The organism is Pseudomonas sp. 9_2_1, from assembly GCF_059295275.1.
Genome location: NZ_CM181239.1, coordinates 4,274,638 through 4,295,938 on the forward strand (window position 1 = coordinate 4,274,638; position 21,301 = coordinate 4,295,938).

Below are 21,301 nucleotides of genomic sequence, written 5' to 3' on the forward strand. Positions count from 1 at the left end.
CGAATTTGAAGAGTGAAACAAAGGAATTGAAGATGACAAGGAAGGAATATGGCCGGCACTGAGCTCAGCTTTGATGACGTCCCTGCACTGCCAGATATCGAGTCAATCGTCAGTAGGCCGGGATACCAGCCTTCGCTCTACTTCGCCCCAAAGCACCAGCACAGGAAGTTCGGGAAGATTATCGCCCCGTATCACCTCAAGCTGGCGAGGATCAAGTGCGGCATTGCTGACTGCGGCACCAACCACCTCCATGGCTATGTGATCACCACGAGTGATGGCCTCGAAACCAACATTGGCAAAGACTGCGGGACCAATCATTTCAAGGCCGATTTCGCCACTGAGATGAAAAGGCATGATGAACTGTACAGTCGGCGCCTAAAGATCCACAGGATTCTTGAGCTGAAAGCGGACGCTCCGCAAATGCTGGAAAATCTGTTGCTGGCCAAGCATCAATACACAACTCTCAAGTCGCACAGGCACGCACTCCGTGCAGCCTTGTCTGCCAAAGAAAACCAGGCCCTATCCCATCAGCTGAAGATCAGAGACCCGGGACTTTACCGCTACGAGTCCAGGACTCTTGCTGAGCGCGAGGCGTATTTTGAAACGAACCCAGCAGCCCGAAAGTCGGGAGTAGTTCCTCCAAAGCAGATCAAGATTGGGGAAATAGCTGGCTTTGAATTCCTTAGCGCCACTCACCGGGATGAAGAGGTTTTCAATATCATCAACCCGCTGCGGAACATTATCTCCGCCACCCCTGAGAACATTTTTGCCTGGCGCACTGGCGAGATCGATAAAACTCACAGGTGGATCGGCGGCGCCTCAAAAGGCTTAGAGAGGGTGGCTTTCCTAATCCGAAGCGGGAAAGCATTTTTCGCCAAAGAGAACATCTCGGGGCTCGGGCCTGCTGGCATTTCTGATGAGAGCATTTCCTCTCTCCTGGGAATCGCATCCAGCCTGCGGCTGTGACTGTCACCTCGTCGCACAGAATCAAATCAGGGAGTAACACCATGCTTCGCTCGATTCAGGCATTCATCATCGCCGCGTCTATAGCGCTCCTCGCTGGCTGCGCTGGCACTCCATTTACGTTTGGTCAGGCCAGCCAGGTCAAGGTTGGCATGACCGAGGATCAGCTCTACGAGATAATGGGTAACCCCTACATGGTCACCTCCAGAGAAGACGGCCAGATGTGGGTCTACACCCACGCCACTGCCTTCGGCGGCGCAAAATCCGTTTCCTTCCAGACGAAAGACGGGAAGGTGAGCAGCGTGCCGTACATCCCGAAGGACTACATCGCCAAGCCAAGCCCTGACGAGTGATCCAGCAGAATCCATGAGGCCCGCCTAGCGCGGGCTTTTTTGTGGGCGCAAGAAAATTATTAGCACTGCTGTTGACTCACCAATAACAGCAGTGCTACTTTTGTTTCACGCGGTCACTCACGAGGGACTGCAGAGGCCCTCACAGGCCCAGCTCTTTAGCGACACACCTTGCCGGATCGACACCGGCCCAGATTCAAAGGCAGCGATGGACAGGCCTCAACAGTCCAGAGGGGTGGCAACTGCCCCGGGCGTGCAGCGTAAAGCGCCGAGTTCAGTTATCCAGCGGGAGCACAAGCCGAAAGGCCCGCGGCTGGAGGAACAACGAGATTTGAGCCAGCGACCGACGCCAGTAGCGGGTCGCGGCAGATTTCCTCGATGCCCTTCTCGCGAGGGGTATCAGGGAAATCACAACGGAACGGCGACATGAAAATCACCTCGCAACAGAAGAAGGTATGGCTGCCTCTGGCGGCGTTCTTCGTCTCGCTTTGCCTTTACCTCAAAGCGCTCGGATCGATTTGGGCGATCGTTTTGGTGATCCCGATGGTCGGGTCGCTGATGGTTTTCCTGACATCGAATGGCGACCGACTCCTCAAGGTCATCCGGGATTGGCTGGATCGAGACGGCTGGGAGTAGATGCCCTCTTGCAAGCGTCAGGACTTGCGCTTACCGAGGCCTGGAGCGCCTCCCTGTACAACCTTTGTCTCGGTAAATGCATTGCCTTTGGGCGACTTTATACCCAGATCAAACTGACCGTCGCGCGCTCTGCAGCGGTCGCACCGCACTGGAATCAAGGGAATGTTCTCTCCCACATGCACAGGCCTGCCGCACTCCCTGCAATCACGGTACTTGGCTGCCAACGATCTGTCAGCGAGAAGGCGGGATCTGAGTTTCTGAACTTCCAGAATTTCCTGGCGCTGTTTCTTGTGGCTGGCAGGGGTGGAAATCGGCTTTGGGGAATTGGCCTTCGAAGGGTTGGCCGGCGATTTCTTTCGCTTCTTGGTGCTGCTCACCTTCTTCGGCTCGGGCTCAGATAGCGACTGCGCAAGAATCTTCAGCCATGCGACCGAGCGTGGCGTTTCAGACGGATCTGAAGCTGGCCCCGCCTGCATGCTTTCCCGCAGTTTCTGAAGTACAGCGAGATTCTTCTCGTCCATGGCTTTCGCCTCTGATTTCAACGCTCCCGAGATTACCAGCGGCAAAGAGCCATCACCAGTTTTACGTCAGCCTGACGCTAACTGCCCGATGCCCTGCTCCCCATCGCAGGCTGCATCGGAGTGTGATCTGCCAAGTAAGTAGCTGCCCCAGCGCGGGGGTAGATGAAAACCGGTTACGCGGCGTTAAACCTGGCGGCTGGCTTGGACGCGACAGATCACACCCCGATGCAGTTTTCATCGATTTAAAGCGCATCACCGTGGGCCTTATGCGACGTAATGCTCACCACCATCAACCTGAATCGACGTTCACCGCAGGCGAATCCGGGGCCGCCCGGCCAGACCAGATGCATGTGAGGTAGCGCTCACCGCCTGCACCCCTCCCTTCAATTCGACCGCATTGGCGGGCACCAGGCTGGCTTTTCACGCCCAGTTTGGTCACTGCGCCTGGTGCCCGACCAATGCGGCCGCACAACCTCCAGGAGGACGCCATGGGCGCACTTCAAGCAGCACAACTGCAGTACGACAACAGGTTGCCTCTGGCGGTGAGCGAAAGCCCGGCAGAGAGCGCCGAGCAGGCCTGGATTGGCGACGGCATAGCCGAGCTGATGGCGCGCCGCGACTACGTGTTTCAGCGCCGCATGCGGCCCAAGCAGGGTGTCACCTTCGAGCGATTCGCCCAGGCGGTGGATGAGTTCGTGATGGGTCAGCTGGGCCTGGCCGGCATCAGCAACTCTGTGCTGGGCCGGCTGGTCCTGGCGGCGCGCTGCAAGGTCACCAGCGATGCAAAGGCAGCAGCCGAGGAGATCATGAGCGTGGCCAATCCGGAGTCGGCGCTGGAAGAGATCGCCCGCCAGCTCCTGACCCCGTTTGCGAAGGAAGGAGTTCTGGCCCAGGCCGAGGATGCTCAATGAGAAGCCCGCACGTTCTGATCGACGAGGAGCTCGACGCCATGGCCCACCCAGGCACCGACCTGAGCTGGCAGGTCATGGTGCAGAAGCTCCTGACCGAAATGCTGGCCGACCAGCGCATCACCATCGAAGAGTTCAACCACTACTGCGGGCGCCTCAACAAGATCGTTGATGGGCGCAAGGAGGTCGCGTGATCAATATCCCCGAAGGCACCCAGTTCATCGAAGCTGGATGCGGCAACAAAGGCTTCCGAAAGTACGAGAAAGGCCAGTGGTGGTTCTTTGAGGGTTTCTGGCGTGTGGTTGACTGGAAGATGGGGGATCTTACCTCTCTCGCCGATCACCCAGACTACATCGCGCCTGTCACGCCGTGGAGCGGCGAAGGCCTTCCGCCAGTTGGAACGGTGTGCGAACGCCGATTCCACGACGAAGGCAGCAGCTGGCAGCGCGTGACAATAACTGCCCACGGGCACAAGAAAATCATGTGCCTCGAAGAGACGGGTGATGAGTGGGCGCACTTTGCGCTTGAAGTTTCATTCCGGCCTGCCCGCACGCCAGAGCAAATCGCTGAGGAAGAGCGCACTGCCGGGTTGAACGAGATGATTCGTTGCATGAAGGATCACCCTCGCGGAACCCACGGCGCCAGCCACATGCAAGAGCTGATGATCCATGAGGATGTTGCCCGCGACCTTTGGGCCGCCGGCTACCGCAAGCAGGAGGCATCATGACCACGCCACTCATCACCACGCTCATTGACGAGCAGGTCGCCGAACTGCCCGAGGGTCAGGCCATGCCGGCCGATCGCGTCCTGATGCTGTTCAAGGGCCCGACGTTCGCCGCCGCGGTGAATGAGGCGGCGCTGGCCAGCATCGAGAACCCAGATGCTTGGAAGTGTCGGGCCTGCATCTGCGGCGAGTGGACGGTCGGGTATGAGGTGCGGGCATGAGCGAGCGCTACTTCCACAGCAATCTTGACCTGATCAAGTTCAACGCCCATCTGCGTCATTACCTGGGCGGAGGATTTCGAGGTCCGATGCACAAAGGGTGCATTCTTGCCTCCTTGCGCTCAATCGCCAAAAACCCGCAGTGCCACTGGTATGGCGTTTCGAAGCTTCAGCCAGTTCAGAACTTCAAGCGCATCCCCAAGCCAACCCTCCCGGGATAAAGCCATGACCAGCTACCAACGCGCCCGCCGCTACGCTGCCTGGCGCGGCTCTTTCTCCATGCTCTTCGCCTGCACCTTCTTCATGCTCGCCAGCGCACTGGCCGGCAGTATCACTTCCTGAATACACACCCGAGCCCGGCGGGCCCTTAGGGGATAACCGGACCTACCCGGAGCGTAAGCGGCGAGAGCGCGCAACCATCCACCGCAGCCAGGGCCTGGGCGGCACCTCCAATCTGGGTGACCTGGCATTCCCCTATTCCAAATGACGGCGCCGGCCTGGCGCGAGGTGTACCAATGTCCGCACAACAGAAACTGATCAAGATCGAAGAGATCAGCGAGGCGAACGCCCCGGCCATCTATGTGGCCGGCGGCCTGCAGCAATTCATAAACCTGGTGAAGGGCGAGATCGAAGGCGAAGTGCCTGATCTGACCACTCGGAAGGGCCGCGAGCGCATCGCCAGCCTGGCCGCCAAGGTCAGCAAGTCGAAGACCGCGGTCGAAAAGCCTGGCCGCGACTACCTACGCCGGCTCAAGGAAATGCCGAAGGTGGTCGAGGCTGAGCTACGCGACTTCGTGACCAAGATGGACACGCTGCGGGATGAAACGCGCCGGCCGCTCACCGAGTGGGAAGCTGCCGAGGATGCTCGGATCGACCGCCACAACGACGCGATCACCCGCATGAAGGATCTGGCAGTCGAGCTGGGAGCCTTGGATGCCGAGCAGCTGCAGGCGCGCATCGCTGAACTGTCCGCGTTCCAGCTGGGTGAAGCCTGGGAGGAATTCGAGGCTGAGGCCGCACGGACCAAAGAGACTTCGCTGAAAGCTTTGCAGGCTGCGCTGGCAGTTCGTCAGAAGTACGACGCCGAGCAAGCCGAACTTGCCCACCTGCGCCGCGAAGCAGAAGAGCGGGCCGAGCAGGACCGTATCCGCCTGGCACAGGAGGCCGCAGTCGAGGCGGAGCGTCAGCGTGTGGCCCAAGAGCAGCAGGCAGCGCGTGAAGCCGCAGCCCGCCGCGAGCAGGAACTGCTTGACCAGGCTGCCGCACAAGAGCGTGAAGCCGAGAACCAGCGCCTGCAACTCAAGCTGCAGGCCGAACAAGCCGAGCGCGCCCGGATTCAGGCCGAGGCCGACCGCGTTGCGGCCGAGCAGCGGATGGAGCAGGAGCGCCAAGACGCCGCTCGACGGCAAGAAGAGGCAGCCGAGCAGGCGCGCCAGGAAGAACGCCGCCGCGCCGATGCAGCTGCTGCCGAGATCCTCCGACAGCAAGAAGCCCGCGAGCGCGACCAAGCCCACAAGGCAAAGGTCATGGGCGAGGCCAAAACCGCGTTGATGTCACTGAACATCACCGAGGAGCTGGCCAGGGCCATCGTGCTCAAGATCGCCCGCCGCGAAGTCCCGAACATCACCATCAACTTCTGAGGTCGCCATGAGCCAAGTAGCCAGGGTCGAAACCCATTCCCAGCCACAGGCTGTAGCCGCTGAGTCGGCGACCATCCTGCAGATCATCCAGCAAGTTGCAATGTCGCCCAATGCAGACATCGACAAGATGGAGCGATTGATGGCGATGCACCGCCAGCACCAAGCGCAGCAGGCGCAGCAAGCCTTCGATGCCGCGCTAGCCGCCATGCAGGAAGAGCTTCCGGTTATCCGTGAGCGCGGCGCAATCAAGGACAAGTACAAGAACGTCCAATCTACCTACGCCCTATGGGAGGACATCAACGAAGAGTTGAAGCCCATCCTGGCGAAGCACGGCTTTGCTCTCACCTTCCGAATTCCACGCACCGACAAAGGCATCGAGGTTGAGGGCGTCCTTAGTCATAGAGACGGCCACAGGGAAACGACATCCATCCTCCTGCCAGCCGATGCTACCGGCAGCAAGAATGCCGTCCAAGCCGTTGCCAGTTCTGTCAGCTACGGGAAGCGCTACACGGCAGGCGCTCTTCTGAACTTCACCACTACCGGCGAAGACGATGACGGCCAAGGAGCCGTACCGACACAGGTGCCTGATGAGCCGGTCATCACCCCGCGCCAAGCCGCCCAACTCGATGAGCTGCTGAAAAAATGCAGCCAGGTCCTGGTCGACAACTTCACCGCCAAGTACGGCTGCGCTGCCAACGTCTACAAATCCGAGTTCGACGTTGTGCTCGCTCGCCTCACCAAGTCGGCCAACCGGCCGCAGGAGTAAACCATGCAGATCATCTCAGATGTCGAACAAGGCACTCAGGCCTGGCTCGACCTGCGCCTGGGCATCATCACCTGCAGCGAGCTGGACTGTCTGCTGGTGAACGGCAAGGGCGAGGCCGGCTTCGGTGCCGGCGCCTTCACCTACATGAACACACTCATCGGCGAACGCATCACCGGCGAAGCGGCCGATCCGTTCAGCGGCAATCGGCATACAGAGCGTGGCCATGAGCTGGAAGGTGTTGCCCGCAACCTCTACCGCGACAGCGAAGAGGTCGAAACGACCGAAGTTGGGATCATCCTCAACCACGGAATCGGCTACTCGCCGGACGCCCTGGTAGGCGACAAGGGCCTGACCGAGATCAAGACCAAGCTGCCGAAGCTGCAGGTGGACGTGATCCTGGGCGGCGAGATCCCGAAAGAGCACGTCGCCCAGTGCCAGGGCGGTCTGTGGGTATCGGAGCGCGAGTGGATCGACTTCATCTGCTACTGGCCGGGCATGCCGCTGTTCGTCAAGCGTGCCTACCGGGACGAGGCGATGATCCGCAAGCTCTCCGAACGCGTAAAGACCTTCTACGAAATCCTCGACGATCGCATGAATCGCGTGCTCGGAATCGCAGCATGAGGTGGGCATGAACCAATCAATCGACCTGGAGGCCGCAACCGCAGCCTTCTTTGCCTCTGGAGGCAGCATCATCGTGCTCGACGGTTTTCAGTACGTTCCGCACCGGCCGCACCGCGACATCGAGCAGATTCGCGCTGCGCAGCCTAAACCGCTGGGCATGAAAGCGCAGAAACGTCAGCAGCAGCTGGCCGAGTTGCGCGAACTGGCCAAGACCATGACCTACACCCAGGCCATGGCCAAAACCGGGCTGGCACAGACCACGCTCTACCGGGCGGCGCAGGATGGCGGCTTCGCCTTTCAGCCTGACCCGCGCCGCTTCCATGGAGAAAAGAACAGGGCCTATGCCGACCCTGCCGAGGACAAAGCGCTCGCCGCCAAGCTCATCGAATTGCGCGACGCCGGCCTGAACCGGCACGAAGCCAAGACCAGGCTGGGCATATCCGACCGCAAGTTCTGCAGGGTCATCCACCTGTTCGGCGTCGACTACCCGAAGGTTGAGGGGAAGCGATGCGACGGTCCAGCCTGAAACATCAAGTCCGCCAGCGCCGGCGCCAAGAACAGTTCCACCTGCCGCCAAGCGGCCTATCGGAGCAACGAAATGCAGAAAGCACCCTCTGGAGTCGTGACCCTGCCGGCCTGGATGAATCGGCCGGTCAAGAAGCTGTACAACACCCGCAGCGGCGTCCAGTACCGGCCTGACGATGTGGCCCTGGCGTTTTCGCTCAGCCTGCGGGAGCACGACAGCGCCGATCACCTGCGCAGGCTGGCCCGACGCCTGGTCGACAAGGTATGCCTGGAGCACCAGCCAAACATGAAGCGGCTGGCCCGCGAGCCGGACGACGCCAAGGTGTTCGACGCCGCGCTCAAGATCATCAACCGCGTGTGCGACCTGCTCGACATCGGGCCGGGCACCCGCTTTGTGCGCAATGGAGGCGATGATGGCTCTGACGCAGCAGCAGCGTGACGAGAAGCGCAGGGCCAAGGCCGAGCGCCTGCAGGAAGAAGACTTGCGCATGAAAGCCCGCCCAGGCACCCGCCAGGCCCTGGCCGAGATCATGCAATGGGCCGAGGTCGAGGAAAACGGCGAGGCTATGACCCTGCTGATCCACCGCATCCATGAATTAGGGCCTGAAGCGGCCCGCCACTTCCTCAGTGCGCCGCACCACGAAATAGTGATATCCAAATATGTGGAGCAGAGCCTGGAACGGTTCCGCATCAGCCGTGAACTGCGCACGCCGGACCTGATGCTCGGTGAAGACCCCGACGACACCGGCGTTCTTCTTCTCGCGAAATCAGCCTGACCCGCGCTGCCAGCCAGCGCCTTCCCCTATTCAACGATAACGCCTCCCCGGCGAGGTTACCAATGCCCACAGAAAACCGATCCAGCACCACAGAGATGGTCATCGTGCCGCGCGAACTGCTTGAGCGCCTTGACCTCGGGAAGAACACAGCAACAGCGCTGGGCGCGCTTCCTGAGTTGCGGGCTGCCCTTGCCCAGCCAGCCCCGCAGCACCACGCCGAGCCTATAGCGTGGATGGTTGGTACTGCCTTCTGGTGGACCAAAGAAGAGGCAGAGCGGGATGCGTCGGCTACTGGGCTGCCGATTGTTGGTCTGGGGCCGATGACCGAAACCGCCCCTGCAGAGCAGTACCAGGGCCAGCCAGTAGCGTGGCGAGGGATCAATGACCTGGGCGAAGTCGTCACCGAATGGATTGATGGTGTTCCCCCGGAGAGCGTGGTGGACCTGTGCGGGAACCCCGCCAGTTTCGCGAAAATTGAGCAGGCCTATACACACGCCGACCCTGCCGAGGTCGAGCGGCTGCGAGAAAACCACCGTAAGCATGCAGCTCGGTTGATTGGCGAGCGAGCAAGGCTGCGCGCCCAGCTGGCCGAGGCGCAGGCGCTGCTGCGTGAAGCCGACGAGTTCATGTACATCATGACCGCCCATGACGGGCACGCCAAGCTGGCTCACCGGTACGGAAAAGATTGGTGGGATGCTATCGACAAGCTTCGAGGCAAGGTCTGCACCGCCCTATCCGCCAGCGCAGAGCCGCAGGCAAAGTCATGAAGACGCACTTCGCACCATTCACCGACCTGGAAGACGTTGAGCAAGCGCCCTGCGGCACATGGCTAGCGGAATCCTCCGAGCTGTCAGGAGACTGGGCCAAGGTCGATTGCCGACTCTGCACGAAGCGCCGGGAAAGGATCATCGCAGCCGCAGCTGACGAAGAGCGCTTCATCGTCGAGCAGATGGGCGACATGGCGGTCTTCATGCGCGCGGAAGATTCCGCCACGCAAGAGAACATCTGTACTCCTAAGCTGTAACCCCGCCCCTCTATTTCGAGCAGGCTACAAGCTTCTCCGTTTTAGCCAGGCCCTCGGTGGCGATTCGTCGAGCGCGCCCAACCCCCCAGGCCAATGCCCTGGTCATCGATTCGCCCGGGCGGGAGTCGAATGCCTCCTCGTGGAGCGCAGCCCCAGCCGGCGCATAGACGCCGATAAACATCTGGGTGCTGCCCGTCCGCGACAGCCTCACCTGAACATCGATAAACGTCCCGTCATCGAGAGTTTCGTCATGTTCCCGGTGGTGGAGTGTGGGATCCGCCCACTGCCAATAAACGTTTCCGCGAATTCGCATGCCGCCTCCTACGACTGACGTCTTTTGTGTATGGCCAAAGACCAACATAGCGAAGCGGTGCAGCTGCACAACCGGAAAAGGCCGAACTGTGAACTGAATCGGACCACCGGCCGAAAAACCTCCACACATTCAATAATTTGTACAACTTATTGCCGCGATATGGCGGCCAAGGCGAAGCTATGTCTCAAGCAAAGGAACGCCCGATCCTGTTCAGCGGGCATATGGTCCGCGCCATCCTAAACGGCCAGAAGACTGTCACGCGGCGTGAGATCAAACCCAGCATGCGGAGCGCTGATAGCAGCTTCGAGCTTCATCAGCAGGAAGACGAGACTTGGCGCCCCATGCACACTTTTGACGAGAGCTGCATGGATGCCAAAGGGACTGAGCATCCAATTGTATGCCCGTATGGCCGGCCAGGTGACCGTCTGTGGGTGCGCGAGGCATGGGCGCAGATCAATGTGGCGCAGGCGCCTGGCGAAAGTTGGGTGGTCTATCGCGAGTGCGACAACCGGACTGACTACGGCGGCCCATGGAAGCCGAGCATTCACATGCGTCGGCGCGATAGCCGCATCCTGCTGGAGGTCACCGACGTACGTGTAGAGCTTCTGCAGGACATCAGCGAAGAGCAGGCAGAGGCGGAAGGTGTTGGCTTTCTCCGCCATGTGCCAGACGCCGACGAGACGTTGACTGCCGCTGAGTTATTCGAATGCCTCTGGAGCAGCATCAACGGCGACGAATCATGGAAAGGCAACCCATGGGTCTGGGTCGTCGAATTCAAGAGGGTAGAGCCATGCGCCTGAAGAAAGCCGAGCGCGAGCAGGTCCGCCTGAAGTACGGCGGCCGCTGCGCCTATTGCGGCAACGACTTGGGCGAGCGGTGGCACGCCGACCACTTCGCCCCGGTGATCCGGTTACCCGATAAGCGCGTGGCCGAGCAGCTGCAGAACCACAACGTGGCCAACATGATGCCGGCCTGTGTGCCCTGCAACCTGAGCAAGTCTCGCATGCAGCTGGAAGACTGGCGCCGCTGGCTCGCCGGCCACGTCAACAGCCTCAACCAGTACCACCCCATCTACCGCCTGGCCAAGGCCTACGGCTTGATCGCCGAGACCGGCGCCGAGGTCGTCTTCCACTTCGAAAAGGTGAGCCAACCATGACCCGCCTCGCCCTCTGCCTCCTGCTGCTGGCCGCCCTGGCCGGCTGCATTGAGCAACCAGGCCACCTGGAAGTGAAGGAAGACAAGGCTCGTGCCGTCACCTGTTGGCAGTCGGATAGCGGCATGGCCTGCCTGCCCAACTGGATGCTCGCCCCGGCAGAACCTGAGAAATGCCTGATCAATGACCTTGGCAAATCCGAGGCCTGCAAGAAGCTTTTCAGGGAAAACGCCGGCAACCAGCGCCAGCTCTCCCCGCACGAAACACAACCCGAACCTACACCCGCACTGGCGCCTGGGCGCTGGATTGATGAGAGGTATCAGCTGTGAGCCAGATCGACTGGAGCAAGGCGCCTGAGTGGGCTGACGGCCACGGCCTGGTCGCCCACCATGGCATCACCGAGGTGTGGATCAACATGGACCAGTACGCAGTGGTCGGCGCCGAGGATCGCGCCTATCCATACGGCGGCGGCACCGGCGATCACCGGCACAACTTCACGCAGGGCCAGGTCCAGTACATCACGCCGCGGCCGGCGCGCTGGGATGGCGAAGGTCTTCCGCCTATTGGCCAGAAGATCGAAATGAAGAACAAGCGCTCCACAGAAGATTGGGCTCGGCCTGGATTTCAGGAAGTGACCATCACCGCCATGGGCGCACAGCTGTTTTTGGTCACTTATCGCGAGGGCGGCGAAGAAAACTGCGGCCATCTCAGCGAGTACGATTTCCGGCCGCTCAGCTCTCCTGAGCAACGAGCAGAGGAAGAGCGTCAGCGGGCTGCGCGACAAATGTGCCTGGACACCGGGCATGAATCCCCAACTCCCGGGCAGATCAATATGGGCCTCAGGCTCTACGACGCCGGCTACCGCAAGCAGGTGGCGCAATGATCGCCCTCGCCTACATGGCCTACCTGATCTACAGGGGGCCGCGATGAGCAACATTTTCGGAATCACCGATGAAGAATGCTTCGAGATCATGCGGGCGGCCGACGAAGCGCATACCCAGTACCTACAGGATCAGCAGGCGCGCAACGCCCCTGTGCTGGAAATGGTAAAGGCGCTGGTTGGTGATGAGGTGTTCGCCCAGGTCGAGGAAGAGATCGAAGCGGCCGAAAACACCTATGACTACGAGATCGTCGACGAGCCGGCCGGAGCACCTCAGGACAACGGCTTTGCCCTCGGCGACGTGTACGTCGATCAGGAATGCGGCATGTCAGGCGATGACTTCTCCGGAACTGTAGCCCTGCCCCTTCCTGACGGCCGCTATTTCCAGTTCGCTTTCAACTGCTAACCCCTCCCCCTACAACTCAAGCCCGCCGACATGCGCGGGCATGGAGAGCTATTGCCATGACGAAAGAAGAACTGGCCGCCCAACTGAACGGCCTCGAATACCCGACCCGCATCCCCGGCGCGCTGATCGTCGCAGCACAGAGCGCTGGCCTGGTGATCCTCTGCGGAGCCAGCGACGACCTGATGGAATTCTACGGCGCCCGGCGTGAGGAGATCGGCTGCTACGACGGTGGCACCGCATTCGTCGATGCAGATGGCGTCCTCCCTGATCGCGATTGCCTGGATGGCGATGAGGAGCTCGCCGAGTACGTGCAGCGACAGAAGTCGGCCAAATCGATCGAGGCCCTGTGGTGTAAGGAGGACGGCTACAGCTGGACCTACAAAACCGAGATCCCGCACGCCACCTTCGAAGTCGTGGAAGACGAAGAGCCATATTGCCGCGGGATCGTTTTCGCCCTGGCTGACTTGGCCTGACCACCAACCTGCCGCCACCGGCGGCGTGGAGACCATCCCATGCCAATCATAACCGTCAAGACCACCATCACCACCAGGTTCGACATCCCCGAGGGCCTGAGCATCGACATGATCCGCCACCAGGCCCTGCCCGTGCTGTCCGAAGACGAAGAAGGCACCGACGAGGTGGGCAGCCTGCAGGAAACCGCGCTGAACATGGTTTTCCTGGGCGATGCCGATCCGCGGTCGCGCACAGTCGAGCATTCAATCGTTGAGGGAGGCGACCATCCATGAACCTGATCGACTGCTACGTCACGAAGATCCTCGGCGAGCCGTACCGCAAGTTCGGCGCCTGGTGGGTCGACGTGGAATACGACAGCTGGGGCCGCACCAGCAAAACCCAACTCATGTTCCGCACCGAGGACGCCGCCAGGGCGGCGCAGGTCGGGCACCACTTTTTGGCCTGAGGAGGCTCACATGAACACCCATTTCCTGCTCATGGCCCAGTACGGCGGCCAGGCAATCATCCCGCTCGAGCGCGTGTGCCTCGACTATTTCAGCCACCTGACCCCGGAGAAGATGAAGGGCAAGGTCGCCCGTGGCGAGATCAACCTTCCGCTGGTCTGCATGGAGAGCAGCCAGAAGTCAGCCCGGGGCGTGCACCTGAACGACCTGGCCACCTACCTCGACGAGCAGCACCAGAAGGCCAAGACCGAGCACGACAAGCTCATGGGTCGCGGTCTTCGACGCGTCTCTTGACCCTCTTCTGGGCCTCGATCACGGGGCCCGTTATCACCTTCTCGATCCATTCCCATCCTTTATATGGATCGCCATTCCCCCGCAGGTGCGTATAGCGCCGCATCGAGTTCCAATCCCGGTGACCGGAAACAGAGGCCACCTTCGGGATATCCCACCCCATTTCGAATAGCCGACTCACGCCATCATGGCGCAGGTCGTGAAAATGCAGGTCGTCCATCTCCAAGAAGTTGCAGGCCCTGGTGAACGATGCTGAGATCGATCTTGAGTTGTACGGGAATACCTCGTCAGCAACACGCGGCATGGACTTCAAGATTCGCCACGCCTCGTCCGGCATGTGGCACCAGACGTCGTTGCCATACTTCTGGCCTGGGTTCTTCATGTCGGTGATCAGCGCCGACTGATCCTTCTCGTTGAGCGCATCCCAGCGGATCCGGGTGATCTCTTCCTGGCGACGAGTGGAGAACAGCGCGAACAGCACCACGCGCAGCATGTCGATCTCCTGCTTGCGGCGGTCACGCATCTCCTCGAAGTACGTCAGGATCTTGCCCAGTTCATCCTGGGTCGGTCGGCGGTTGCGCTCGCGACTGCGGGTGACGGCGCCCATCTTGCGCAGAACCTTCCGCGCATCCGGCATCGCGTGCGGGTCGACCTCATAGCCCCACGCCGGCTTGGCCACAGACAGCACGGCGCCGAGATGGGCCAAGTCGTTGCCCACGGTCTGCGCCTGAATGCCGTCCTTCTCCATCCGCCACATGGCATAGTCCACCAGCTTCTGACTGGTCAGCTCGCTGTCGACCACGTCGCCCAGCCAGGTTTCCTTGATAGCCAGCAGCGTAGCGCGCTTGGTCTTGCCCAGCGGCCTCAGCTTCTCGTACTGGTCTAGGTACTTTTCTATCATGTGCTTGACGGTGACGCCGCTGCGGTTGGCCTTCTCGATCGCGCCCGGCTCGTGCAGCTCAGCCTCGCGCTTCCTGATCCAGGCCTGGGCCGTAGTCTTCCGATCGAAGGTCTGGCTTTCCTGATAGACTTTCACGCCCTTGCGCATGATCCTGATCTGGGCGTCGTAGGTGGTCGACCCGTCTTTCCTTTTGCGGGTTGTGATGGTGCCCATTTGCTAAATCCCCAATTGCCTTTGCTGAAATTCAGCAACGAGCTTTTGAGAATAAGCAAAAAAGGTAGTAAACGATAGATAATGAGAGAAATCAGAATGCACCCCGAAACACCAGAAAACGCGGCCCGCCCAGTAGATACGGTAGTAAGGCGGTTTTCTGTTGCGCCGATGATGGACTGGACAGACCGCCATTGCCGGTTCTTCCTGCGCCTGCTCTCCAAACACACCCTGCTCTACACCGAAATGGTCACCACCGGTGCCCTGCTGCACAACGACGCCCACCGTTTCCTGCGCCACGATATATCCGAGCACCCGCTGGCCCTGCAGCTGGGCGGTAGCGTCCCGGCCGACCTGGCCGCTTGTGCGCGCCTTGCGCAAGAAGCCGGCTACGACGAGGTCAACCTTAATGTCGGCTGCCCGAGTGACCGGGTGCAGAACAACATGATCGGCGCTTGCCTGATGGCTCACCCAGGCCTCGTTGCCGATTGCGTGAAAGCCATGCGGGATGCGGTGTCGACGCCGGTCACGGTCAAGCATCGCATCGGCATCAATGGCCGCGACAGCTATGCCGAGCTGTGCGACTTCGTTGGCCAGGTACGCGAGGCCGGTTGCCGGAGCTTTACCGTGCATGCGCGCATCGCGATCCTGGAGGGGCTGTCGCCAAAGGAGAACCGCGAGGTGCCGCCACTGCGTTATGACGTGGCGGCGCAGCTGAAAGCTGACTTTCCGGACCTGGAGCTGGTGCTCAACGGCGGTATCAAGACCTTGGCCGAATGCCAGGCGCACCTTGAAACCTTCGACGGCGTGATGCTGGGGCGCGAGGCATACCACAACCCTTACCTGCTGGCCGAAGTGGACCAGCAGCTGTTCGGCAGCAGGGCGGCGGTGGTCAGCCGCAGCGAGGTGCTGGCGCAGTTGCGGCCTTACATCGTTGCGCACATGGAAAGCGGTGGCGCGATGCATCACGTTACCCGGCATATCCTCGGGCTGGCCCAGGGGTTCAAGGGCGCGCGGCGGTTCCGCCAGCTGCTGTCGGCGGACATCCACAAGGCGGCGCAGCCGCTGGCGGTGTTTGACGAGGCGGTGGAGTTGTTGCAGGGGCGGTAATCACGCTTGCCAGGCGACGCGGTGGATGGACGGCGGAACCTCGTGGCAGCTTGTGACTCGAATGTTCACCTCTCGCAACGGCCGTCGCCGGCCAGCCCTGTTCCGCAGGCCCTTGAGCGGCCGTCGGGGCTCGGGTAATGTCGAGTAAATGCACAGGACAGAGCACGCCCATGACTTCCAAGCTGGAACAACTGAAGCAGTTCACCACCGTGGTCGCCGACACCGGGGACCTGGATGCCATCACCCGGCTGAAGCCGGTGGATGCCACCACCAACCCGTCGCTGCTGCTGAAGGCCGCCGCCATCCCCGGCTACGCCGACCTGCTCAAGCAGGTGAAAAGCGATGCCAAGGGTGATGTCGACCTGGCCTGCGACAAGTTTGCGGTAGCCGTGGGCTCGGGCATTCTCAAGGTCATCCCGGGGCGTATTTCCACCGAGGTGGATGCCCGCCTGTCGTTCGATGAGCCTGCCCTGCTGGCCAAGGCGCGCAAGCTGATCGAGCTGTACGAAGCGGCCGGCGTTGGCCGCGACCGCGTACTGATCAAGCTGGCGTCCACCTGGGAAGGCATCCGCGCCGCCGAGAAACTGGAAAAGGAAGGCATCCAGACCAACCTCACGCTGCTGTTCTCCTTCGCCCAGGCGCAGGCCTGCGCGGATGCCGGGGTATTCCTGATTTCGCCCTTCGTCGGCCGTATCTACGACTGGTACAAGAAAAGCACCGGCAAGGAATACGTGGGCGCCGAGGACCCAGGCGTGCAGTCGGTCACGCGTATCTACAACTACTACAAGGCCAATGGCTACGACACCGTGGTCATGGGCGCCAGCTTCCGCAATATTGGCCAGATCGAGCAACTGGCAGGCTGTGATCGCCTGACCATCAGCCCCGAGCTGCTGCAGCAACTGAGCGATGACCAGGGTGAATTGCCACGGGTGCTCAAGCCGGGCAACGCCGGCGAGGCGAGACAGCAGCTGAACGAAAGCCAGTTCCGCTGGGCGATGAACGAAGACGCCATGGGCACCGACAAGCTGGCCGAGGGTATCCGCCAGTTTGCGCGGGACCAGGAGAAGCTGGAGAAGTTGATGGCTGAAAAAACCTGATACATTTCGGGTTTGCCTGGCGGGCGGGAAATGTTCAGCATTTTCCGCCCGTTTTGTTTCGCCGGCCTTAGTCGTGTTTTGAATCCCGGGCCTCTTCGCGGGCGAACCCGCTCCCACAGGCCTGAGAAAGCCCCTGCAGGGCGTATCTACCCGCGAAGAGGCCCGATAAGCCACCCGAGCTTTCGATGACTCCCTCTGCCCCACTCCCCCTTGTACTCGCCGGCCCGGTCTTGCGCCGCCTGGAACCCCAACGCCTGGCCATCTGGCTGGTCGCCAGCCAGCCGCTGCAACCGGCATTCACCTGCTCGGCAGGCGAGGCCCGGGTCGATTGCCAGATCGTCCCGGTCGGCCGGCACGCCTTCATCCACCTGCTGGATATCCACTTCGCGCAGCCGCTGCCCTGCAACCAGCTGCTCGACTATGACCTGTTGCTCTACGGCCAAGGCATCGCCAGCTGGGCGCCGCACCTGCTCTACCCCGGCACTCAGCGCCCCAGCCTGGTGCTGCGCGAGCGACTTGACCAACTGCTGCACGGCTCTTGCCGCAAGCCGCACCACCCCGCCACCGACGGCCTGCTGTGCGCCGACCGCCTGCTGCAGACTTGTGCAAAACCCGAAGACCGCCCGGCCGTGCTGCTGATGACCGGCGACCAGGTATACGCCGACGATGTCGCCGGCCCCATGCTGCGCGCCATCCACAGCCTGATCGGGCGCCTGGGCCTGTTCGACGAAGCACTGGAGGGGGCAGTGGTGCCCGACAGCCAGGCGCTGTACCAGCACCCCGCCAGCTACTATCACCGCGCCGACCTGCTGCCGGCGCAGGCCGTCAACGACAACCTGCGCGAGCGCTTTTTTGGTGGCAAGCGCAAGCCGATCTTCTCGTCCAGCAACGCCGACAACCACCTGGTGACCTTCGCCGAAGTGATGGCCATGTACCTGCTGGTGTGGTCGCCTGTGCCTTGGCAGCTGGTGGACCTGCAGATGCCCATCGGCCTCAACGACCAGCGCCAGGCCCGATATCAGCGGGAACTGCCGCTGATCCAGGGCTTTGCCGACAACCTCGACCAGGTGGCACGGGTGATGGCTCACCTGCCCAGCCTGATGATCTTCGACGACCATGACATCACCGACGACTGGAACCTCTCGGCACAGTGGGAGGAAACCGCCTACGGCCACCCGTTCTCGCGGCGGATCATCGGCAATGCCCTGCTCGGCTACCTGCTTTGTCAGGCCTGGGGCAATGACCCCGACGGCTGCAAGCCACTGGTCGAACAGTGCCAGACGCTGAACAGCCAGTCTCAGGACGCACTGATCGGCGAGCTGCTCCGTTTTCAGGGCTGGCAGTTCAGCCTGCCCACTGAGCCGCCGCTGCTGGTGCTGGACACCCGCACCCGCCGCTGGCGCAGCGAAAGCAGCCTGGCCAAGCCGTCCGGGCTGTTGGACTGGGAGGCGCTGAGCGAGCTGCAGCAAGCGCTGCTGGACCATCCGTCGGCGATCATCGTGTCGCCCGCACCGATTTTTGGGGTAAAACTCATCGAAACGGTGCAGAAAGCGTTCAGCTGGCTGGGCTACCCGCTGCTGGTGGATGCCGAAAACTGGATGGCGCACCGGGGAGCGGCGCAGGTAATCCTCAATATCTTCCGCCACTCTCGTACGCCAGGGCACTACGTGGTGTTGTCCGGGGATGTGCACTATTCGTTCGTCTACGAGGTGCTGATCCGTCATCGCCAGCGCAGCCCGCACTTGTGGCAGGTGACCAGTAGCGGGATCAAGAACGAATTCCCGCGCCGGCTGCTGGATGTACTGGATCGGCTCAACCGCTGGCTCTATTCACCGCGCTCGCCGCTGAACTGGTTTACCAAGCGGCGCGAAATGCAGGTGCTGCCGCGTACGCCCAGCCACAGCAAGGCCGGGGAGCGGTTGTGGAATGGTGCGGGGTTGGGGCAGGTGTTCTTCGACGAACAGGGGCGACCGGCACGGGTTTACCAGCTGGACGCGGGGGGACGTGAGGCGACCGAGTTTGTTGCTCGGGACTAGCCAGGCGCGGAAAATCAGATTGCCTGTGCCCGCAACAATGCAAGCACAGGCTAGCGATCAGCTCCGTTCCAGCGCATTGACCAGGTCATGGAAGGCTTCACGGTTGGAATCGTTCAGGCCCATGAGAATCTTGTGCGCTTCGAGCACCTTGGACCGCACAACATCTTCGTTCTGGTCCTGAGACGGCAGATCGGTCAGGCATTCCGGGCACGGTATCGGGCGATCAACGATATTGAACACCTGGTCGAAGCCCATCGACTGCAGCAACCGGGAAATGTCCGGGTTGGTGGTGACAACCGTAGGCAGCAGCCCCACCTTCTGCCGCGACAGGATCGACAGCTTGGCCAGCAGGCCCAGAGTAGTGCTATCGATACTCTCGGTTTCGGTCAGGTCGATGACAATCGCCGAGAAGTTCAGCGCAGTGAATATCTTCTCGATCGTCGCATCCAGCGCCGAACACAGGGTCAGGCGCACTTCACCGACAAACTTCAGTACGAAGGTACCACACTGTTCGGCGAACTGGATTCTACCGGTACTCATTGAAGGTTCCTGCTCAACACCAATAGGGCGATATCATCCGGCATCTCCCCAAGCGTAGCCAATCCGAATCGTTGACGCAGCCCATCCAGGCTGCCACCTGCTGCCCTGACGATTTCCGGCAAGGCGGCTTCTTTATCTTTGAGCGTGGCACCCGGCAAAAGGTCCAGAATGCCATCGGACATCAGGCTGAGGCTGAACTGCGGCGGCAGCTCCACCACCAGGTCCTGGTAGGTGGCCTCATCGAACAACCCTACCGGCAGGCCGCGGCCTTCAAGGTAGCGGGTGTGCTCGGGGGTGTGCAGCACCGGCAACGGCAGGTGGCCGCCAACGGCGTAGGTCAATAGACCAGACTCTTCGTCGATCACCCCGCCGACCATGGTGACATGCTTGCCCAGCTTGCTGTTGATCAGGCCGCGGTTGATGTGGCTGAGCACTTCCGACGGCTTGAACTCGCGCATCTTGCTGCGCTTGAGATCAAACATGAGGCGCGTGGTCATGAATTTCAACAGCACGGTGACAAAGGCCGACGACGCGCCATGCCCGGAAACATCGGCGAGATAGAAAGCAATGCGCCGCTCGTCCACGCGGAAGTAATCGACAAAATCACCGGATAGATACAACGACGGGATGATCTGGTGCTCGAAGGCGAAATCACCTGCCATCCAGGGGCTTTCGGGCAGCATGTTGATCTGCACCTGGCGACCGGCAGTCTGGTCCTCCTGCAACAGGTGCAGGCTGGCTTCCAGTTCACGGTTGGCAGTTTCGAGCTTGTCGCGGTAGCGCTGGTTTTCCAGCACCAGGCGCGAACGGTCGAGGGCGCGGCGTACCGAATGCTCGAGCACGGCCAGGTCTTCCAGCGGCTTGATCAGGTAATCGGCGGCGCCCAGGCGCAACGCTTCCACCGCATCACTCATGACGCCGGCACCAGACACCACGATCACCGGCAACTGCGGCGCACGCTCGCTGACCTGGCGTATCAGTTCGAGGCCGCCCATCTGCGGCATGCGCAGATCGCAGATCACGAGGTCAGGCTGGTGTTCGTCGAAGACCTGAAGGCCCTGCTGGCCGTTACCGGCCTGGAGGACGCTGAAGCCACTGTCTTCAAGATACGCGGCGAGGCTCGCACGGACCACGTCGTCGTCATCGATGATCAGCAGCGTTGCACTGGTTTTCTGCATGTGGGCGAACGGCGCCGATTTGGGTTGGTGCAGCGGTGTCGGCAAGGCAGACGGCCAGCTACGGGAATTCTCTAGGGTCACACTCTACTTGAGTTGTAGGACAAGAACACCTGCCCGGCAACTGTGAGAGCGACCTTGTAAGGCGCAGACGGTACTCCCATCCGCCAGGCGTTTCAAGCATGCAAGGGTCGACCTCGCCGCTCTTTACAGGGCAAATCACCGGGAGTTATAAGAAAGTCGACCAGCGCAACCCGATGAGAAGGATGCAGCATGCCCAACACGCCCTCCCGCTATAGCGAGAAACGCGATTTCATCCGCATGCGCATCGACACCGAGGTCAGCCTGTTGCACGAAGGCCAGGTGATCGCAGCGGTGTGCCTGGACCTGTCCAGCGGTGGCATGCAGGTGCAGGCGCCGCTGCGTTTTCAGATAGGGGATCAGGTAGAGGTGCGGATCGATTCCGACCACCCGGCACTCAAGGGGCTGCATGCCAGCACCGAGGTGGTGTGGATTGCCGACCAGCCGGGCGGGCAGCAGAAATTCGGCTTGCGCATCCTGGCGATGCATTAAGCCTGGGGCCGCAGCCCCCAGGCGCAT

At 61.2% G+C, this 21,301-nt stretch carries 34 protein-coding genes; 29 read left to right on the forward strand and 5 right to left on the reverse strand.

Features of this window, described 5'->3' with window-relative positions:
- Nucleotides 1–48: 48 nt before the first annotated feature.
- The 3 genes from AC5O5I_RS19415 (at nucleotide 49) to AC5O5I_RS19425 (ending at nucleotide 1,949) form a co-directional block, all read left to right on the forward strand.
- Complete coding sequence (locus tag AC5O5I_RS19415) at nucleotides 49–966, forward strand: hypothetical protein (RefSeq protein ID WP_494511375.1); 918 nt, start codon at nucleotides 49–51, stop codon at nucleotides 964–966.
- Nucleotides 967–1,007: 41 nt separating this feature from the next.
- On the forward strand, nucleotides 1,008–1,316 hold the full coding sequence (gene bamE / locus AC5O5I_RS19420) for an outer membrane protein assembly factor BamE domain-containing protein (RefSeq protein ID WP_494511376.1): 309 nt from the start codon (nucleotides 1,008–1,010) through the stop codon (nucleotides 1,314–1,316).
- Nucleotides 1,317–1,739: 423 nt separating this feature from the next.
- Nucleotides 1,740–1,949, forward strand: coding sequence for a hypothetical protein (locus tag AC5O5I_RS19425; protein WP_494511377.1), 210 nt, complete (start codon nucleotides 1,740–1,742; stop codon nucleotides 1,947–1,949).
- Nucleotides 1,950–1,966: 17 nt separating this feature from the next.
- On the opposite strand, the gene AC5O5I_RS19430 is transcribed toward AC5O5I_RS19425, so the two are convergent.
- Nucleotides 1,967–2,470: a hypothetical protein gene (locus AC5O5I_RS19430; protein WP_494511378.1), complete on the reverse strand. Its 504-nt coding sequence runs from the start codon at nucleotides 2,468–2,470 to the stop codon at nucleotides 1,967–1,969.
- 488 nt (nucleotides 2,471–2,958) lie between these two features.
- On the opposite strand from AC5O5I_RS19430, the gene AC5O5I_RS19435 reads away from it, so the two are divergent.
- From AC5O5I_RS19435 to AC5O5I_RS19495, 13 genes are all read left to right on the forward strand, one after another.
- Nucleotides 2,959–3,381: a hypothetical protein gene (locus AC5O5I_RS19435; RefSeq protein ID WP_494511379.1), complete on the forward strand. Its 423-nt coding sequence runs from the start codon at nucleotides 2,959–2,961 to the stop codon at nucleotides 3,379–3,381.
- A complete protein-coding gene (locus AC5O5I_RS19440) occupies nucleotides 3,378–3,572 on the forward strand; it encodes a hypothetical protein (protein ID WP_494511380.1) in 195 nt (64 codons plus the stop codon). Before AC5O5I_RS19435 ends, AC5O5I_RS19440 begins: the two co-directional genes overlap by 4 nt.
- Nucleotides 3,569–4,105 (forward strand): hypothetical protein, encoded by a 537-nt coding sequence (locus tag AC5O5I_RS19445; RefSeq protein WP_494511381.1) that lies wholly within the window; start codon nucleotides 3,569–3,571, stop codon nucleotides 4,103–4,105. Before AC5O5I_RS19440 ends, AC5O5I_RS19445 begins: the two co-directional genes overlap by 4 nt.
- Nucleotides 4,102–4,323 carry a hypothetical protein gene (locus tag AC5O5I_RS19450; protein ID WP_494511382.1) on the forward strand — a complete coding sequence of 74 codons (222 nt, stop codon included), beginning with the start codon at nucleotides 4,102–4,104 and terminating at the stop codon, nucleotides 4,321–4,323. Before AC5O5I_RS19445 ends, AC5O5I_RS19450 begins: the two co-directional genes overlap by 4 nt.
- Nucleotides 4,320–4,541, forward strand: a complete 222-nt coding sequence (locus AC5O5I_RS19455; RefSeq protein WP_494511383.1) for a hypothetical protein — start codon at nucleotides 4,320–4,322, stop codon at nucleotides 4,539–4,541. Before AC5O5I_RS19450 ends, AC5O5I_RS19455 begins: the two co-directional genes overlap by 4 nt.
- Nucleotides 4,542–4,835: 294 nt before the next feature.
- Complete coding sequence (locus tag AC5O5I_RS19460; RefSeq protein WP_494511384.1) at nucleotides 4,836–5,960, forward strand: hypothetical protein; 1,125 nt, start codon at nucleotides 4,836–4,838, stop codon at nucleotides 5,958–5,960.
- A gap of 7 nt (nucleotides 5,961–5,967) precedes the next feature.
- On the forward strand, nucleotides 5,968–6,726 hold the full coding sequence (locus AC5O5I_RS19465; RefSeq protein WP_494511385.1) for an ERF family protein: 759 nt from the start codon (nucleotides 5,968–5,970) through the stop codon (nucleotides 6,724–6,726).
- A gap of 3 nt (nucleotides 6,727–6,729) precedes the next feature.
- A complete protein-coding gene (locus AC5O5I_RS19470) occupies nucleotides 6,730–7,347 on the forward strand; it encodes a lambda exonuclease family protein (RefSeq protein WP_494511386.1) in 618 nt (205 codons plus the stop codon).
- Between the two features lie 7 nt (nucleotides 7,348–7,354).
- Nucleotides 7,355–7,873 carry a hypothetical protein gene (locus tag AC5O5I_RS19475; RefSeq protein ID WP_494511387.1) on the forward strand — a complete coding sequence of 173 codons (519 nt, stop codon included), beginning with the start codon at nucleotides 7,355–7,357 and terminating at the stop codon, nucleotides 7,871–7,873.
- Nucleotides 7,874–7,945: 72 nt separating this feature from the next.
- Nucleotides 7,946–8,311: a DUF7740 domain-containing protein gene (locus AC5O5I_RS19480; protein ID WP_494511388.1), complete on the forward strand. Its 366-nt coding sequence runs from the start codon at nucleotides 7,946–7,948 to the stop codon at nucleotides 8,309–8,311.
- The gene (locus tag AC5O5I_RS19485) at nucleotides 8,286–8,648 is read left to right on the forward strand and encodes a hypothetical protein (RefSeq protein ID WP_494511389.1); all 363 of its coding nucleotides are present in this window, start codon (nucleotides 8,286–8,288) and stop codon (nucleotides 8,646–8,648) included. The genes AC5O5I_RS19480 and AC5O5I_RS19485 overlap by 26 nt, the downstream gene beginning before the upstream one ends.
- Nucleotides 8,649–8,710: 62 nt before the next feature.
- Nucleotides 8,711–9,415: a hypothetical protein gene (locus AC5O5I_RS19490; protein WP_494511390.1), complete on the forward strand. Its 705-nt coding sequence runs from the start codon at nucleotides 8,711–8,713 to the stop codon at nucleotides 9,413–9,415.
- Entirely contained in the window at nucleotides 9,412–9,672 is a 261-nt protein-coding gene (locus AC5O5I_RS19495; protein ID WP_494511391.1) for a hypothetical protein, read from the forward strand. Before AC5O5I_RS19490 ends, AC5O5I_RS19495 begins: the two co-directional genes overlap by 4 nt.
- Before the next feature lie 10 nt (nucleotides 9,673–9,682).
- Here the strand turns inward: AC5O5I_RS19495 and AC5O5I_RS19500 are convergent, their stop codons facing one another.
- Entirely contained in the window at nucleotides 9,683–9,985 is a 303-nt protein-coding gene (locus AC5O5I_RS19500) for a hypothetical protein (RefSeq protein WP_256676225.1), read from the reverse strand.
- 179 nt (nucleotides 9,986–10,164) lie between these two features.
- On the opposite strand from AC5O5I_RS19500, the gene AC5O5I_RS19505 reads away from it, so the two are divergent.
- Genes AC5O5I_RS19505 through AC5O5I_RS19545 form a run of 9 tightly spaced genes read left to right on the forward strand, consistent with a single transcriptional unit; the run spans nucleotide 10,165 to nucleotide 13,635 of the window.
- Entirely contained in the window at nucleotides 10,165–10,785 is a 621-nt protein-coding gene (locus AC5O5I_RS19505) for a hypothetical protein (RefSeq protein WP_494511392.1), read from the forward strand.
- Complete coding sequence (locus AC5O5I_RS19510) at nucleotides 10,776–11,141, forward strand: HNH endonuclease (RefSeq protein ID WP_494511393.1); 366 nt, start codon at nucleotides 10,776–10,778, stop codon at nucleotides 11,139–11,141. Before AC5O5I_RS19505 ends, AC5O5I_RS19510 begins: the two co-directional genes overlap by 10 nt.
- Nucleotides 11,138–11,467, forward strand: a complete 330-nt coding sequence (locus tag AC5O5I_RS19515) for a hypothetical protein (RefSeq protein ID WP_494511394.1) — start codon at nucleotides 11,138–11,140, stop codon at nucleotides 11,465–11,467. Before AC5O5I_RS19510 ends, AC5O5I_RS19515 begins: the two co-directional genes overlap by 4 nt.
- The gene (locus tag AC5O5I_RS19520) at nucleotides 11,464–12,021 is read left to right on the forward strand and encodes a hypothetical protein (protein ID WP_494511395.1); all 558 of its coding nucleotides are present in this window, start codon (nucleotides 11,464–11,466) and stop codon (nucleotides 12,019–12,021) included. Before AC5O5I_RS19515 ends, AC5O5I_RS19520 begins: the two co-directional genes overlap by 4 nt.
- 43 nt (nucleotides 12,022–12,064) lie before the next feature.
- Complete coding sequence (locus AC5O5I_RS19525; RefSeq protein ID WP_494511396.1) at nucleotides 12,065–12,424, forward strand: hypothetical protein; 360 nt, start codon at nucleotides 12,065–12,067, stop codon at nucleotides 12,422–12,424.
- A gap of 56 nt (nucleotides 12,425–12,480) precedes the next feature.
- Nucleotides 12,481–12,897: a hypothetical protein gene (locus tag AC5O5I_RS19530; RefSeq protein ID WP_012273088.1), complete on the forward strand. Its 417-nt coding sequence runs from the start codon at nucleotides 12,481–12,483 to the stop codon at nucleotides 12,895–12,897.
- A gap of 39 nt (nucleotides 12,898–12,936) precedes the next feature.
- On the forward strand, nucleotides 12,937–13,170 hold the full coding sequence (locus AC5O5I_RS19535) for a hypothetical protein (protein WP_173890020.1): 234 nt from the start codon (nucleotides 12,937–12,939) through the stop codon (nucleotides 13,168–13,170).
- Nucleotides 13,167–13,343: a hypothetical protein gene (locus AC5O5I_RS19540; protein ID WP_494511397.1), complete on the forward strand. Its 177-nt coding sequence runs from the start codon at nucleotides 13,167–13,169 to the stop codon at nucleotides 13,341–13,343. Before AC5O5I_RS19535 ends, AC5O5I_RS19540 begins: the two co-directional genes overlap by 4 nt.
- 10 nt (nucleotides 13,344–13,353) lie before the next feature.
- Nucleotides 13,354–13,635 carry a pyocin activator PrtN family protein gene (locus tag AC5O5I_RS19545; RefSeq protein ID WP_054903719.1) on the forward strand — a complete coding sequence of 94 codons (282 nt, stop codon included), beginning with the start codon at nucleotides 13,354–13,356 and terminating at the stop codon, nucleotides 13,633–13,635.
- Here AC5O5I_RS19545 and AC5O5I_RS19550 read toward each other — a convergent pair.
- Nucleotides 13,604–14,746 carry a tyrosine-type recombinase/integrase gene (locus AC5O5I_RS19550; protein WP_494511398.1) on the reverse strand — a complete coding sequence of 381 codons (1,143 nt, stop codon included), beginning with the start codon at nucleotides 14,744–14,746 and terminating at the stop codon, nucleotides 13,604–13,606. The genes AC5O5I_RS19545 and AC5O5I_RS19550 overlap by 32 nt on opposite strands.
- Before the next feature lie 96 nt (nucleotides 14,747–14,842).
- Between AC5O5I_RS19550 and dusA the strand changes: the two genes are divergently transcribed.
- The 3 genes from dusA (at nucleotide 14,843) to AC5O5I_RS19565 (ending at nucleotide 18,986) form a co-directional block, all read left to right on the forward strand.
- The gene (dusA, locus tag AC5O5I_RS19555; protein WP_494512782.1) at nucleotides 14,843–15,853 is read left to right on the forward strand and encodes a tRNA dihydrouridine(20/20a) synthase DusA; all 1,011 of its coding nucleotides are present in this window, start codon (nucleotides 14,843–14,845) and stop codon (nucleotides 15,851–15,853) included.
- A 170-nt stretch (nucleotides 15,854–16,023) separates the two neighbouring features.
- Nucleotides 16,024–16,950 carry a transaldolase gene (tal, locus tag AC5O5I_RS19560; protein ID WP_172218500.1) on the forward strand — a complete coding sequence of 309 codons (927 nt, stop codon included), beginning with the start codon at nucleotides 16,024–16,026 and terminating at the stop codon, nucleotides 16,948–16,950.
- Nucleotides 16,951–17,135: 185 nt separating this feature from the next.
- Nucleotides 17,136–18,986 (forward strand): alkaline phosphatase D family protein, encoded by a 1,851-nt coding sequence (locus AC5O5I_RS19565; protein WP_494511399.1) that lies wholly within the window; start codon nucleotides 17,136–17,138, stop codon nucleotides 18,984–18,986.
- Between the two features lie 57 nt (nucleotides 18,987–19,043).
- On the opposite strand, the gene rssC is transcribed toward AC5O5I_RS19565, so the two are convergent.
- A complete protein-coding gene (rssC, locus tag AC5O5I_RS19570; RefSeq protein WP_494511400.1) occupies nucleotides 19,044–19,526 on the reverse strand; it encodes an anti-sigma factor antagonist RssC in 483 nt (160 codons plus the stop codon).
- The gene (rssB, locus tag AC5O5I_RS19575) at nucleotides 19,523–20,704 is read right to left on the reverse strand and encodes a two-component system response regulator RssB (RefSeq protein WP_172218540.1); all 1,182 of its coding nucleotides are present in this window, start codon (nucleotides 20,702–20,704) and stop codon (nucleotides 19,523–19,525) included. The genes rssC and rssB overlap by 4 nt, the downstream gene beginning before the upstream one ends.
- A gap of 270 nt (nucleotides 20,705–20,974) precedes the next feature.
- Here rssB and AC5O5I_RS19580 point away from each other — a divergent pair, with 270 nt between their 5' ends.
- Nucleotides 20,975–21,274 carry a PilZ domain-containing protein gene (locus tag AC5O5I_RS19580; RefSeq protein WP_494511401.1) on the forward strand — a complete coding sequence of 100 codons (300 nt, stop codon included), beginning with the start codon at nucleotides 20,975–20,977 and terminating at the stop codon, nucleotides 21,272–21,274.
- Nucleotides 21,275–21,301: the final 27 nt, after the last annotated feature.